Genomic DNA, 13273 nt, shown 5'->3' with positions numbered 1-13273 from the left:
TCCAGCTGGGCTTTCGTGGCGGGAGTAGGGCGATGTATGGTGAAAATATACAGTTGTATTTTTTTAACTATGGTGCTTTCATGGCTAAAATTTCATATTGTCGGCTGAGCTACTTGACTTGTATTTGGGGGTTAATATAATTAGGAAAGGCAAATGTATGTGTTCTTGGGGCGCCATCAAAGCTTGTTTTCCGAAAACGAAGGGATGCAGTATGGCAGGCAGACGCATAATGGTCGTTGATGATGAGGCCATCATCAGGGAAGGGATGAAGCGTATTCTCAGTGGCAGCGGCTTTCTCGTCGAAACATACGCAAACGGTTACCTGGCCCTGGAAAAACTGCAGGAATCCATCTTCGATCTGCTCATAACGGACCTGAAGATGCCGGGAATGGGGGGGATGGATGTATTGAAGAGTATCGGGGTGCTGCAGCCGGAAATGCCGGTCATTGTCATTACCGGCTATTCATCGGTGGACACGGCAGTCGAGGCCATGAAAAACGGCGCCGTGGACTATGTGGCCAAGCCCTTCACCCCGGACGAAATTCTTGCCAAGGTCAGCAACGCCCTGGAAAAGAAAGCGGTCCTTGTGGACGATATGTATCTGCGCAAGGAACTCCGCGACAACCATGGCTTCGACCGGTTTGTCGGTGCCAGTGCGGAAATGCAGAAAGTTTACCGCCGTATCATGCAGGTGGCACCCACCGACAGCAGCGTCCTCATAACTGGGGAGAGCGGTACCGGTAAGGAGCTGGTGGCCTCCGCCATACACAAGAACAGCCAGAGAAGGAAGCAGCCCTTTGTGGCCGTCGACTGCACTTCGCTGGCGGAAAACCTCCTTGAGTCGGAGTTGTTCGGCCATGTGCGAGGATCGTTTACCGGTGCGGTCCAGACCAAAACTGGACTTTTCAAGGTTGCCGACGGCGGCACCCTTTTCCTGGACGAGGTGGCCAACATCAGCCTCACTACCCAGGCAAAACTCCTGCGTGTTCTTCAGGAGCGCGAGGTGACCCCCATTGGGGGCACTCAGCCGGTCCCCATAAATATCCGCCTTATTACCGCCACCAACAAGAACCTGAAGACCATGGTCGCCGAAGGGAGTTTTCGGGAGGATCTGTTCTTCCGGCTCAATATCATACCGGTGGATTTGCCGCCGTTGCGGGAACGGAAAGGGGACTTGCCGCTTTTGATCGCCCACTTTCTCAAGAAATTCGCCGACGAGATGGGCAGGGAAGTCAGAGGCCTTGCGCCCGCTGCCCTTGCCCTGCTGGAAGAATATCCTTTTCCCGGCAATGTGCGCGAATTGGAAAACATCATAGAGCGGGCTGTGGTGCTGGTGGAGGGTGGGTTGATCAAGAAGGAGAATCTTGAATTGACCCTGCCGGAAGAAAGAGAATCTTCCTCTGCCTGCAGTGTCGTTCCGCAGAGCGTGGATGAACTGAAGGAACGGAAGCGGCACCTGCGTGAGCTTGCCGTCGAGCCGATAGAGAAGGCATTTGCATTGAACGCCTTGAAACGCAACAACTGGAACGTGACGAAGGCCGCTGAGCAGACCGGCATGCTCCGGCCGAATTTTCAGGCACTCCTGAAAAAGCTGGGTATATCCATCAGAGGCCAGTTGGATAGCTGATTCCGCGAGATTAACGGCCGAATTACCGAGGAGTTTCCCTCTTCAGCGCGCTATACCAATAGCCCGTTTTTGCCGGATTTATCCCCGCCCCAGGCTACATCAACCGTATCATCCTCTTTTATGGGCACCCTGATGGTAAAGGTGGTCCCGCTTCCTATCTCACTCTGCACGCATATTTCACCGCGATGGTTGCGGATGATGCCATAGGAGACCGACAGACCGAGGCCGGTTCCCCTGTTTTCCTTGGTGCTGAAAAACGGGTCGAAGATCTTCTCTAGGTTTTCTGCCGGGATACCGCAGCCCGTATCGGATATGGCCATGAATTCACCGAGGCCGTCTTCGGTAATGCCGGTCCTGACATGGAGGCTGCCCCCCTCCCCCATGGACTGTCCGGCGTTCAGCAGCATGTTGATGAATACCTGCTCGAACTGGTTGGGGTCCAGCATGATATGGGGCAAGTTCCAGGCATAGTCCTTGATGATGGTGATATTCTGGAACAGTATCTGGTGCTCCACCAGGGAGAGGGCCAGATCCATGATGTCATTGATCGACGACGGCCGCTTCTGGGGAAGGGACTCCCTGGAAAAATCCAGCAGCCCCTTGACGATTTTGCCGCAGCGCTCCGTTTCCTGGACGATGGTCTTCAGGTCGTCCTTGAGCTCCGGATCGAGCTTCGGGTTATCGTTGACCATGGAGGAGAAAACCAGGATGCCGGTCAGTGGATTGTTCAATTCGTGAGCGATGCCGGCTACAAGCTCGCCGATCGATGCCAGCCGGTCCGAGCGTACCAGTTGGGCCTGCATTGCGGTGATCTTTTTGGTCCGTTCTTCCACCTTTGTCTCAAGATTCTTGGCCCAGTCTTCCAGTTCATCCCTGGCCTGTTTCAGCTTTACCGTCATCCTGTTGAAGCTTTTTGCCAGATCGCCCAGTTCGTCCCCCGAGGCAAGTGTTACGGATTCGTCCATCTCTCCCCTGGCCAGTTTTTCCGTGTGCAGCAGCAGTTGCTGTACTGGCTGGTTTACCAGCCGCTGAATGAAAATGGTCAGAAACAGGGAGATGAGTCCCATGAGCAGAAAGACAGTGGCTATGGTTGTGCCGCGGTAGGTGGCTAGTTGCGCATTCATATGGTCCAGGGGGATGGTGACGTCGAGCACGCCGAGCACCTTTGTGCCCTGGGGGTGGAAATGGCAAGACGCGGTAGAGCATTTTTCGTCATTGTATATGGCCTTCGCCAAGCCGAGGAGTTGGGTGCCGTCGTGCCGGGTGAACTGCCTGCTTCTGTTCATGGAGGATGCATGGATGGCGGGGTGGCCCGTTGCATGGCACATGTTGCAGGCCTCGTCTTTTTTATCCAGAAGGGTGCCGATTTCACGGCGCTGGGTGGAACAGATGATGGTTCCGGTCTTGTCCATCAGCCGGATGTTGACTATTCCCGTTTGCCGGCCGATTTCTTCGATGATCTCCTGGGTTCGCCCCCGGTCGTCAAAGAGCATCTGGTGCTGGGTGGCACGGATAACCGTGTCCCCGAGCTTGTCCGCATAGGTCACCGCCTCTTCCAGTAGGAGCTTTTTCAGGCTCTGGAGATTTATATAGGCGAAGAGGGCCATGAAAATCAGCAGGACCAGGTTTATCCCTATGGCAAGTTTCGGCAGGAGGCGCAGGTTCAAATATTTGACTCCATCGGTCTGAAGTTAACCTCGGATAATGTAGACGGAACATTTGGCGTACTTTGCAACCTTGTGGGAGACGCTCCCCAAGAGCTTTCTCTTGAGGAATCCTTTTCCGGAGCTGCCGATGACGATGACATCGATTTCTTCACTTTCAGCGAATTTCAAGAGTTCCTCGGCGGGATCGCCGTAAACTACCTTTATTTCCAGTGGAATGCCGGCCTCCCTTGCGTCTTTTTCAATCACATAGAGGACCCGCTCCCGCAATTGCACCCATTCATCGGACTCGGTAATGGGTGCCGTCGGCACAAAATCGGTGAAGGTATTGCGTGGGGCATTGGGTAGGACTAGCATGGCATATATCTTGCTCTTGAATTGGCTCGGGTTTCCGGCGGCCATGCGCACTGCTTCTTCGGCAGCCTTGTCGGAAAGAGGCGAGCCATCAATGGCGACGAGAATTTTTTTTCTGAGATTGAGCATCTGACGATACCTCCGCAATTATAACAAGAGAAAAATGAATCGATTCCCATTGCATGAGATTTAGTTGATTTAATGGCGATTGCCAACAGGAAAAAAGAAAAATAGTTCTGAAAATTATAATTTTTCTTTCTTGACAAGCATAAAACGCTATTCTATATTCTCAAAAATAATAAAAGAAGCAAATGTAAATTTTTAAAACGACTGAATATTTTATCCTTTTGCCCCAAAATACGAATGGGGTCCTGCTGTACGTGCCTGAGCTGAGCCCCGGCACTGGTGCATAAAATACCATTGACATCTCTAATAAAAAAGCATATGAAATCCTGTTGAATTCTAACAGGAACAGGTGTTACCAATGGCGAAAAAAGAGAAATCGGAATACATTATTCAGGCTGTTTCCCACGCACTGGATCTTCTCGAACAGTTTCATGACGATGTGGACGAACTGGGCGTCACCGAGCTCAGCAAACGGCTCAAGCTGCACAAAAACAACGTATTCCGCCTCCTGGCCACTCTTGAGTCCAGGAATTACATCGAGCAGAACAAAGTTACCGAGAACTACCGTCTTGGCCTCAAGACGCTGGAACTGGGGCAGACGTTCATCAAGCAGATGGGGTTGTTGCGCCAGTCCCGGCCGGTTCTCGAATCTCTGGTGCACGACTGCAACGAGACCACATATGTGGCTATCCTCAAGGAATTCCACATCATTTATCTGGATGTGGTTGAAACCGATCTCACGGTAAGAGTTGTTCCCCGTGTAGGCGCACGGTTGCCGGCATACTGCACCGCTGCCGGCAAGGTACAGATCGCCTACATGACCGACGAGGAATTGGCCAATTTTCTGCCGAAGGAGATGAAGCGGTATACGTCGAATACCATCATCGACAAGGATGAGCTGAAGAAGCACTTGGTCCAGGTGGCCAACCAGGGATATGCCATAGACAACGAAGAGCTTGATGTGGGTGTGAAATGCGTCGGCGCGCCGATACGCGACTATACCCGCCGCATCATCGGTGCCGTGAGTATCTCCGGTCCATCCATGCGCTTCACCGACGACCGGCTGGAAAAGGAACTTATTCCCAAGGTTATCCAGGCTTCCGAAGAGATATCCTCGAAACTCGGCTACCACAAGTAACCGGAGATTTTTCTGCAGATAAAACAAAGCCCCCGTCTGCCATTGCGGATGGGGGCTTTTTCTTTCATTGAACTCGTCTCGAAGTTCTATGTTTTTTGCTTTTGCAGGACTTCCCGATTCCAGGTCTCCTGCACCTGGGTTGCCAGCTCTTCCATGCTCCCCCGATTGTCGATCACCACAGAGCCATGCAGCTTTTTCACCTCCATGGGCATCTGGGCCGCTACCTTCTGGCTTGCCTCTTCCCTGGTGATCTTGTCCCTTGCCATGACTCGTTTCAGCTGGGTTTCCCGGTCCACGTAAACAACCCAGATTTCGTCCACCCGCGATGATGCACCTGCTTCTATGAGCAATGGCGCCATATAGATGACGACCGGCTTGCCAGACTGCTTGAGGCGCAGGAGCTCGTCTTCCGCCCGTCTGCGTATGGCGGGATGGGTAATGGCTTCCAGTCTCTGTCTGGCGGCGGGATCAGCAAAGACAATCTTACCCAGGGCAGTGCGGTTGATGGTACGGTCTGTATTGAGGATGCCGGTGCCGAATTCGGCGACGATGGCGTTATAGGCAGGCTCGCCAGGGGTGACCACCTGGCGCGACAATTGGTCCGCATCGATGACCGGAACGTCCATTCCTTTCAATAATTCGGCTACGGTACTTTTTCCCGAGGCGATTCCCCCCGTGAGGCCGATTATGCGCACTGCCTTCTCCCGTCTGTTTCACATCTTCGGTCGCTCGACCGCTGTCAGTAGACAATCCCTTCTTCGCTTCTCGTAAAGGTTTTTGAATCCAGGTCGTCTTCAATAATCAATGTTTTGTCGCCGACCATAATCTGGGCGCCGAAATAGATGGTATTTTCCACCTCCACCCTGGCGTTGTTGATCAGCTCAAGCCTTTTTTGCAGTCTTTTCTTCTGCCGGTTCAGCTCTCCGATTTCGGTCTGCAGCAGGCCATGAACCTTCTTCTTGAGCGCTGCGACCCCGGGGTCCACTTGCGACGGATTTTCATGGATATATGCCAGAGTCTTTTCAACCTCTTCCAGACGCTTTTCCTTGTCTAGGAGCTGCTGTTTCACCGTCGCCATTTTTTCGCTGACGGCCGGATCGACACCGACCTGGATCCTTGTGGCAACGTTGGCAGGGGAACCGACGACGATGGCATGAACAAGGGTGGCGGCGCGACAGATGCCCCCAATGATATGACCCTTGCGCATGCCTTTTTCACCCACGATTATGGCATTTCCGGCGGTAATATCGCTTTTCATGGCAACTTCACGGATCACCACATCCTGTCCGGCTTTGATCAGGGCATGCTCGGCAAACTGGGCGGAAATCGACCCCTGGGCGCCGATGCGGCAGATATCGGGATTTAGCTCTCCCCGGTCGTTTCGCACCTCTTTCTGGCCGATGATCCCCCCTTTGATCTCGATATTTCCACCGGCCTCGACATTTGCCGCTTCAACCACGCCTCTGATGAGAATATCTCCAGTTGCGGTCACTTCCATCCCTTCCTTGACGTCGCCGGAAATATCAACCGTTCCGTTAAAATGCAGATTGCCGGTGGAAAGATCCACCGTCTTGACATTCAGGACCGGTTCGACGATGACCCCCCGATCGACCAGGACCGGCAGCCCGGAAAGGGCCGCAAGCAGGAGCTCACTGTCGTCTGGTGCAGGTGCAGTGCCGCTCAGATTGGTGGCAAAGGGAACATCCACGCCGTCGACGGCTGGCAGTATGGCGCCAAGCAGGTTTTCGCCCGCAATTCCCTTTGTCGGCGGCATGCGCCGCAGCAAAGGATCTCCTTCATTGACACTGACAATGCCCCCCGTATTGCGGTAATCCACGTTGCCTTCCGTGTCCGCCAAGGGGCAGCGTTCCTTCATTTCGGGGATCAGGCTGACGAACTGCGAATCCTCTCCCGGTTGGGGGGGACGTCCTGCCGCGATCAGTCTGCTGGTCGCCTCACCCTCTTCAACTGCATTTTCAATATCATCGAGGAGGATTCCGGCAACTACTCCCGCTTGAGAGAGGGCCTGCAAAACCTGGTCTTTTGTTACCGGCGCACCTCCATGGGGTGGGGTGATGGTGACATGTGCCGACATCAAATCCGGGTCAATGGATAACGTGAGGGTGCCGTCCCGCGCTTCTCCAACCGATTCTGGCTTTTTCGTCTCTTCCGTCATGGCAGCTGCCCCTGTTTCATGTCTGATTTTTTACTAAAAATATCGGCAGGGAACAGGGTTATCTTTAATCCTTCTGCATTCACACGGCCGGTTTCCCGTCCTCAAGGAGCGTCTCCCTACTGCCGTCGGATAGAATGGCCGTCAGGGTAGGATGGTAGAAAACATAATCTTCGTGAAAGGGGGTGCTGACGGTGCCGCCGAAACCGGAATTATCACCAAGGGCGATGTGAATAGTGCCAAGGATTTTCTCAGCTTCCAGAATGTTGTCCGGCCGGCTTGCGCGGTCGTTGGTGCCGATTCCCAGTTCTGCGATATTGCGATTGTTTCCGCTCTCGGCGAATTTTTCTTCCAGGACTTTCCGGTACGGTTCATCTCCCTGGATATCCACCACCATTCCCTTTTTGACCGTCAGCACCAGGGGGGTAGCCAGTTTGCGGGTCGGAGCGTATTCAAGTACCATTCGCCCCTCGGAACTTCCTTCCAGTGGGGCCAGATATACCTCTCCTGCCGGAAGGTTGCCGAAGCTGCCGGGGATCATCAGCAGTCCGTCGTCTCCCTCTGCCGTCCGTCCTTCTTTGCCGATCAGCATGCGGGTACCGTTGGGTGTGGCAACCTCTACAGCCACAGCGCGGTTGACTGCCGCGGCCAATTTGGCGGTTCTGTCGGCAAGTGCCTTCCAGTCCACCTGCATGGAAGTGAGAAACATTTCCGGGTCGAAGTGGGGGAGACTGGCGAATCTGGCACCTGCGGCGGTGGCAAGGGAACGGAAGCGGGTATGGCTGGTGGAGTTGTTGGCCAGGGCGATGATCACCCGGGCAACAGCATCCCTTCCTGCTGTAACCGTGCGTCTGGCTGCTTCCAGGTCATTGGCTGAGGCAGACTTGGCGATCAGCCGCTGCAGGATGCCTGCTTGGGCCAGTCGGTCGATGGTATCGTCACCCATGGCTGCACGCCAGAGCGTATCGGGTGGCTCGGCTCCTGAAGCGGTAGTTGCCGGAAACGAGACGAAGGAGGTGTTGCCATAGGCATGTTCGGCAAAGGCGGCAGCAGCGGCAGCAGTTTCATGAAGTCGCCTTCTTCGGTCGGCATCTCCCGGGGAAGGAGATTCGTCGGCACGGATTTCATCGCTGAAGACCAGGATCCGTTCGCCCGGGGTGATTCCCATGTTGACGGTAAAAAGAGATTCGAAAGCGGCAGTGTACATGACAGGTTCTCCTTTTGACCGGAGGAAAGGGATGACTGCTGGTACTTATATAACAGAGCCTCTTTCAGCTGGCAACCATTTGCGGAGCGAGCCTAAAGCTGTGATTTTTCCCTTGATTACCCAGCCCTGCTGTGCTATTTATTTGCATACTGTATACAATGGTTAGTTGGATATTTATTTAATAAATACAATAAGATATAAGCTTTAACAGGTATAATTTAACAGGTTTTTGCGGAGGCTGATGTGGCACAGGTGGTTTTTTCCAGCTGGGGAAGAAATATTGTCGACAATCGCAGCGGCGAGGCGAAGGACGCCCAGTTCCGGCTGCCGGTTACCTATGACGGGGAACGCCCCCTGGCAGCGTTCATGGCCTGGGATGGTCTCATCATCTTCGATCGGAACGTGGATGTGCCGGCCATGGCAGCCGAATACATGCGGCGCGTGCAGACCCTTTACTGTTGCGGCAAATGTACGCCGGGCAAAAAGGGGACAAAGGTCCTCATGGACACCCTTGCCTCTATCATCGGCGGAAATGCCACGGAAGCGGATCTCGATACTATCGAAGATCTGACCAGGCTCCTGGAAAACTGCAAGTGCACCCTCTGCCAAAGCTCCACTATTCCGGTCCTTGATGCGGTGAAATATTTCCGCGAAGATTTCGTTGCCTACATCAACGGGGCCAAGAAACCCGGCGGTACTTTCCGCTATGTGGAAAAATACACCGCTCCCTGTCAGGACAAATGCCCGGCCCACATCGATATCCCTGCCTATATCGAAGCGATCAAGGAATATTATTATGACCACTCCCTGGGTGCCATCCGGGACAGCATGCCGCTTCCTTCGGTCTGCGGCCGCGTCTGCCCCCACCCCTGCGAGACCGCCTGCCGGCGCAAGAATGTGGACGAGCCGATCAGCATCATGGTCCTGAAAAGAACCGCTTCCGATTATGAATGGAAGCACAAGTTCCAGCCCCCCATGCAGCCGAAGCCGAAAAAAGGAAAGACCGTTGCCGTGGTCGGAGCCGGTCCTGCCGGTTTGGCTGCTGCATATTATCTTGCTCTGGAGGGATATCCCGTTACCATCTACGAAGCCCTCCCCGAAGGCTTCGGCGGCGGCATGGTTGCCGTCGGCATTCCCCCTTACCGCCAGCCCCGTCACCTGCTGCAGCGGGACATCGACATCATCGCCTCCATGGGGGTCGAGATCGTCTACAATACCCGGGTCGGCAAGGATATTTCCCTGGATGAGCTGAAGAAGAAGTTCGATGCGGTATTTCTGGCTCCCGGTGCCCATCGCTCCAAGCCGATGGGGGTGGAAGGTGAAGATAAAGGATACAAAGGCTTCCTCAGGGGGGGGATCGATTTCCTCCGTGAAGCCTACATGGGCAAACCCACCGGCATGGGGAAAAAGGTCGTTGTCGTCGGCGGTGGTAATACCGCCATCGACTGTGTGCGTGTCGCCCTCCGTGAAGGAGCCGAAGTATCTACGCTCCTCTATCGCCGTTCCCGGAAAGAGATGCCTGCCGATGTCTGGGAGGTGGATGGTGCTGACGAGGAAGGGGTCACCTTCGAATTCCAGGTCTTGCCGACCAAGCTGATCGTTGACGGCAACAACCAGATTACCGGTGTCGAATGCGTCCGCATGGCCCTGGGCGAACCCGATGCCTCCGGCCGCCGCCGTCCTGAACCGGTGCCCGGCAGCGAATTCGTCGTCGAATGCGATACGGTCATCCCCGCCATCGGTCAGGACCCCGATCTCAGCTTCATCCCGGCCGATATGGGTATCGACATCACCAAATGGAATACTATCATCACCAAGTATGTTCCATATAAAGATGCAGCAGGCAAGGATCTCAAGGACGGCATGGGCAACTACCAGTCCAGAACCCTGATCACCGACTGCAATGGCGTCTTTGCCGGCGGCGACGCCGAAATCGGGCCGCTCACCGTTGTCGCCTGTATCGGCAGCGGCCATCGTGCCGCAAAGGTCGTGCAACGCTGGCTGGAAGAAGGAAAAGCGTATCTCACCGACGACGAATACATGGAAGACATTCTCAACTACCTGGGCGTGTACGACAAAAATGAGAACGTTTCCTGCCTCGATTCTGCAGCCCGCGCCCATCAGGGCGAGGTGCACGGCAAGGAGCGCGCCAGCTACAAGAATTATTGCGAGGTGGAGTTGGGCTTCACCGACAGTCAGGCGGTGAAGGAGGCACAGCGGTGTTTGAGGTGTTACCGCGTTGCCATGGTCGCCGTATAGGGAAATGCCACTTTTCCGCCCTGGCGGCGTAAGTCTTCGTGATTGCTTGTGCGACGTACCTGCCGGTACGCCTCCGCGCAATCTCTCGACAGCCTTGCCAGGACAAAAAATTGTCCTTTCCAATTGATAGATATACAGAAATAAGACCTGAAATAAATCTGAGGTAAAGATAATGGTTAACCTGATAATTGACGGCAAGAATGTAACAGTGGCCAAGGGGGCGACTATCCTTGAGGCTGCGGCGACCGTGGGTATCAAAATACCTACCCTTTGCTGGCTGCAGAAGGTTTCCCCCACCGGCGCCTGCCGCGTCTGCGCGGTCGAGGTGGAAGGGGTCGAGCGAACCATGACCGCCTGCAATACGCCGGTCAAGGACGGCATTAAGGTCACCACCCAGTCGGAGAGGCTGACCGCCATTCGCCGCAAGGTGATGGAGCTGATGCTGGTCAACCATCCACTGGATTGCCCAGTCTGCGATGCCGGTGGCGAATGCGGCCTCCAGGACGCCTGCTACGGCCTGGATGTGGCAAAGCAGGAATATTCGGCGCTCCTGGAGCGGCGCGCCATCCGCTACGATTGGCCCTTGATAGAGAGCGATCCCAACCGCTGCATTCTCTGCGAAAAATGTGTCAAAGTGGATCACGAAATTGTCGGTTGTGATGCCATTGCTCTGCGTAACCGCGGCGAGGCAACGATTGTCGACACCATCGATGGCAAGCCGCTCAACTGTGAGTTCTGTGGTAACTGCGTTGCTGCCTGTCCCACCGGTGCACTGATCAACAAGCCCTTCAAGTTTCGGGGCCGCCCCTGGTCCTTCTCGGTTACGAAAAGTGTCTGTGCTTTCTGCAGCAACGGCTGCCAGATCGAATACCACTCCAGGAACGGCCGCGTCGCCCGCGTCACCAGCGAAGACAGCACCTTCAACAGCGGCAACCTTTGCATCAACGGGCGTTTCGGTTACAGCTATCTCAATTCAGCCGACCGTCTGACGGTGCCACTGGTGGCCGAGGGGGGGAGACAGGTCTCGGCCGACTGGAACAAGGCCATGGCCGTTGCCGCCGGCAAGCTGCAGGAAATCATCAGAACCTCTGGCGCCGATGCCGTGGCAGGCATCGCCTCACCCCGCGTCACCAACGAAGAGAATTTCCTCTTCCAGAAATTCATGCGTAGCGCTATAGGCACCAACAATATCGACTCCGAGGCGCGTTTCGGCTATGCCGCCGCTCAAACCGTGCTCAGAGAGAAATTGGGATTGACCGGTGCCAGCGCAACCATCGACCAGATCGACCGTGCCGGGGCGGTCCTCGTCATAGGCACCGACCTCAACGCCGAGGCGACCGGCGCCGAGTACCGGGTCATCAAGGCTGCCTTTAAAAACGACGCCAAGTTGGTGGTCGCCAACATGCGCCAAGTGAAGCTCCGTAAATGGGCGAACAGCATGTTGCAGTACCGCCCCGACAGTGAACTGGCCCTGATCAACGGCTTGATGAAGGCCATTATCGACGGCGGCCTTGAGGATAAAGATTTTATTCAGGGCAAAGTGGCCAATTTCGAGGCGCTCAAAGCAGTGCTTGACTCACAGTCGCTATCCGATCTTGCAGCCGCTGCCGGCGTGGGAGAAGGCGACCTGCGTGAAGCCGCTGCCTTCATTGGCGGCAAAAAGAGTGTCGCCATACTCTTCGGTGGTGACCTGATGCGCAGCAATGGCGCTGCGGAAAAGGTTGCAGCCCTTGCCGACCTGGCTCTCCTGGTGGGATGTATCGGCAAGGAGGCGGGGGGCCTGTTCCCCGTCGATGCAAAAAACAACACCCAGGGGCTGCTCGATGCGGGGGCTGCCCCGACCCACCTGTCCGGTTATCAGGCAGCCGCTGCCAAGGGGAAGGATTTCTGGCAGATCATCGAAGGGATCGAGCAGGGGACCATCAAGGCTCTCTATGTGCTCGGCAGCGATCTGGCATCCTATCCCGACAACAACCGCATCAAAAAGGCACTGGCCAAGCTGGAACTTCTCGTCGTCCAGGATATCCTCGACAACGAGACATCCAGGATGGCCCACGTGGTCTTTCCCGCATCCGCTGCCGCCGAAAAGAGCGGCTCCTTCACCACGACCGACAACCGGCTGCAGCTTTTGGGCAAGGCAGTCGATGCAACCGGCGATGCCCGTGAAGACTGGGATATCCTCGGCGAACTTTACAACCGCCTCACCAATGCCGGACAGATGCACCGCCCGGCTGAGCTGCTTGAGGAACTCAAGGCCCTCTCCCCACTCCATGCCGGAGACGTACCGGTCATCGAGGGGCGCAGCATAGCCATCAACGCCAAAGCATTCCAATTGAAGCAGAACCTGACCTTTTCGGCAGCTGCTTCGACCAAACCCGCCGTTCAGGCTCAGTACAGTCTGCTGGTGGGGCCCATCGGCTACCATAATGGCACCTCCACCACCCGCTCCCAGAATAACCTCAGCGTCTCACGTGAAGGCTATATCGAAATATTCGTCGGTGATGCCGCCAGGCTCGGGATTACTGACGGTGCAGTGGTCAAGGTAACCTCCCCTGCAGGGACCATCAGCGGAAAGGTGAAAGTCAGCGAAAAGCTTCAGCCCGGGCTGCTCTTTGCCCCATCCCACTTCCGCGAGCTGAATGCCAACTCCCTCCTCCGGGGCAGCGCCAATCTGGTTGCCGTTACGGTGGAAAAGGCCTGAGCGGAAACGACAACAACGAATGCA

The 13273-nt window shown here is 55.3% G+C and carries 9 protein-coding genes; 4 read left to right on the top strand and 5 right to left on the bottom strand.

What is annotated here, in order from left to right:
- The first annotated feature begins 211 nt into the window (after nucleotides 1-211).
- Nucleotides 212-1627 (top strand): sigma-54 dependent transcriptional regulator, encoded by a 1416-nt coding sequence (locus ML541_RS02680; RefSeq protein ID WP_243370492.1) that lies wholly within the window; start codon nucleotides 212-214, stop codon nucleotides 1625-1627.
- Nucleotides 1628-1677: 50 nt separating this feature from the next.
- On the opposite strand, the gene ML541_RS02675 is transcribed toward ML541_RS02680, so the two are convergent.
- Nucleotides 1678-3294, bottom strand: coding sequence for an ATP-binding protein (locus tag ML541_RS02675; protein ID WP_243370490.1), 1617 nt, complete (start codon nucleotides 3292-3294; stop codon nucleotides 1678-1680).
- 24 nt (nucleotides 3295-3318) lie between these two features.
- Complete coding sequence (locus tag ML541_RS02670; protein WP_243370488.1) at nucleotides 3319-3774, bottom strand: universal stress protein; 456 nt, start codon at nucleotides 3772-3774, stop codon at nucleotides 3319-3321.
- A 355-nt stretch (nucleotides 3775-4129) separates the two neighbouring features.
- Between ML541_RS02670 and ML541_RS02665 the strand changes: the two genes are divergently transcribed.
- The gene (locus ML541_RS02665) at nucleotides 4130-4909 is read left to right on the top strand and encodes an IclR family transcriptional regulator (RefSeq protein ID WP_243370486.1); all 780 of its coding nucleotides are present in this window, start codon (nucleotides 4130-4132) and stop codon (nucleotides 4907-4909) included.
- Nucleotides 4910-4995: 86 nt separating this feature from the next.
- On the opposite strand, the gene coaE is transcribed toward ML541_RS02665, so the two are convergent.
- The 3 genes from coaE to ML541_RS02650 form a co-directional block, all read right to left on the bottom strand.
- The gene (gene coaE / locus ML541_RS02660; protein ID WP_243370484.1) at nucleotides 4996-5604 is read right to left on the bottom strand and encodes a dephospho-CoA kinase; all 609 of its coding nucleotides are present in this window, start codon (nucleotides 5602-5604) and stop codon (nucleotides 4996-4998) included.
- Nucleotides 5605-5648: 44 nt separating this feature from the next.
- The gene (locus tag ML541_RS02655; RefSeq protein WP_243370482.1) at nucleotides 5649-7085 is read right to left on the bottom strand and encodes a FapA family protein; all 1437 of its coding nucleotides are present in this window, start codon (nucleotides 7083-7085) and stop codon (nucleotides 5649-5651) included.
- Nucleotides 7086-7164: 79 nt separating this feature from the next.
- Nucleotides 7165-8289 carry an aminopeptidase gene (locus tag ML541_RS02650; protein ID WP_243370480.1) on the bottom strand — a complete coding sequence of 375 codons (1125 nt, stop codon included), beginning with the start codon at nucleotides 8287-8289 and terminating at the stop codon, nucleotides 7165-7167.
- A 243-nt stretch (nucleotides 8290-8532) separates the two neighbouring features.
- On the opposite strand from ML541_RS02650, the gene ML541_RS02645 reads away from it, so the two are divergent.
- Nucleotides 8533-10548, top strand: coding sequence for an FAD-dependent oxidoreductase (locus tag ML541_RS02645; RefSeq protein WP_243370476.1), 2016 nt, complete (start codon nucleotides 8533-8535; stop codon nucleotides 10546-10548).
- Between the two features lie 172 nt (nucleotides 10549-10720).
- The gene (locus ML541_RS02640) at nucleotides 10721-13249 is read left to right on the top strand and encodes a molybdopterin-dependent oxidoreductase (protein ID WP_243370474.1); all 2529 of its coding nucleotides are present in this window, start codon (nucleotides 10721-10723) and stop codon (nucleotides 13247-13249) included.
- Nucleotides 13250-13273: the final 24 nt, after the last annotated feature.

The organism is Geotalea sp. SG265, assembly GCF_022808985.1.
Classification (GTDB): Bacteria; Desulfobacterota; Desulfuromonadia; order Geobacterales; family Geobacteraceae; genus Geotalea.
The sequence above is the reverse complement of the archived record's forward strand: the minus strand, read 5'-3'. Positions and strand labels throughout refer to the sequence as shown.

Excerpts from the sequence above, each read along its gene's own strand:
- ML541_RS02680 (WP_243370492.1), top strand. The coding sequence starts at position 212 with ATGGCAGGCAGACGCATAATGGTCGTTGATGATGAGGCCATCATCAGG.
- ML541_RS02665 (WP_243370486.1), top strand. The coding sequence starts at position 4,130 with ATGGCGAAAAAAGAGAAATCGGAATACATTATTCAGGCTGTTTCCCAC.
- ML541_RS02670 (WP_243370488.1), bottom strand. The coding sequence starts at position 3,774 with ATGCTCAATCTCAGAAAAAAAATTCTCGTCGCCATTGATGGCTCGCCT.
- ML541_RS02655 (WP_243370482.1), bottom strand. The coding sequence starts at position 7,085 with ATGACGGAAGAGACGAAAAAGCCAGAATCGGTTGGAGAAGCGCGGGAC.
- ML541_RS02650 (WP_243370480.1), bottom strand. The coding sequence starts at position 8,289 with ATGTACACTGCCGCTTTCGAATCTCTTTTTACCGTCAACATGGGAATC.
- ML541_RS02640 (WP_243370474.1), top strand. The coding sequence starts at position 10,721 with ATGGTTAACCTGATAATTGACGGCAAGAATGTAACAGTGGCCAAGGGG.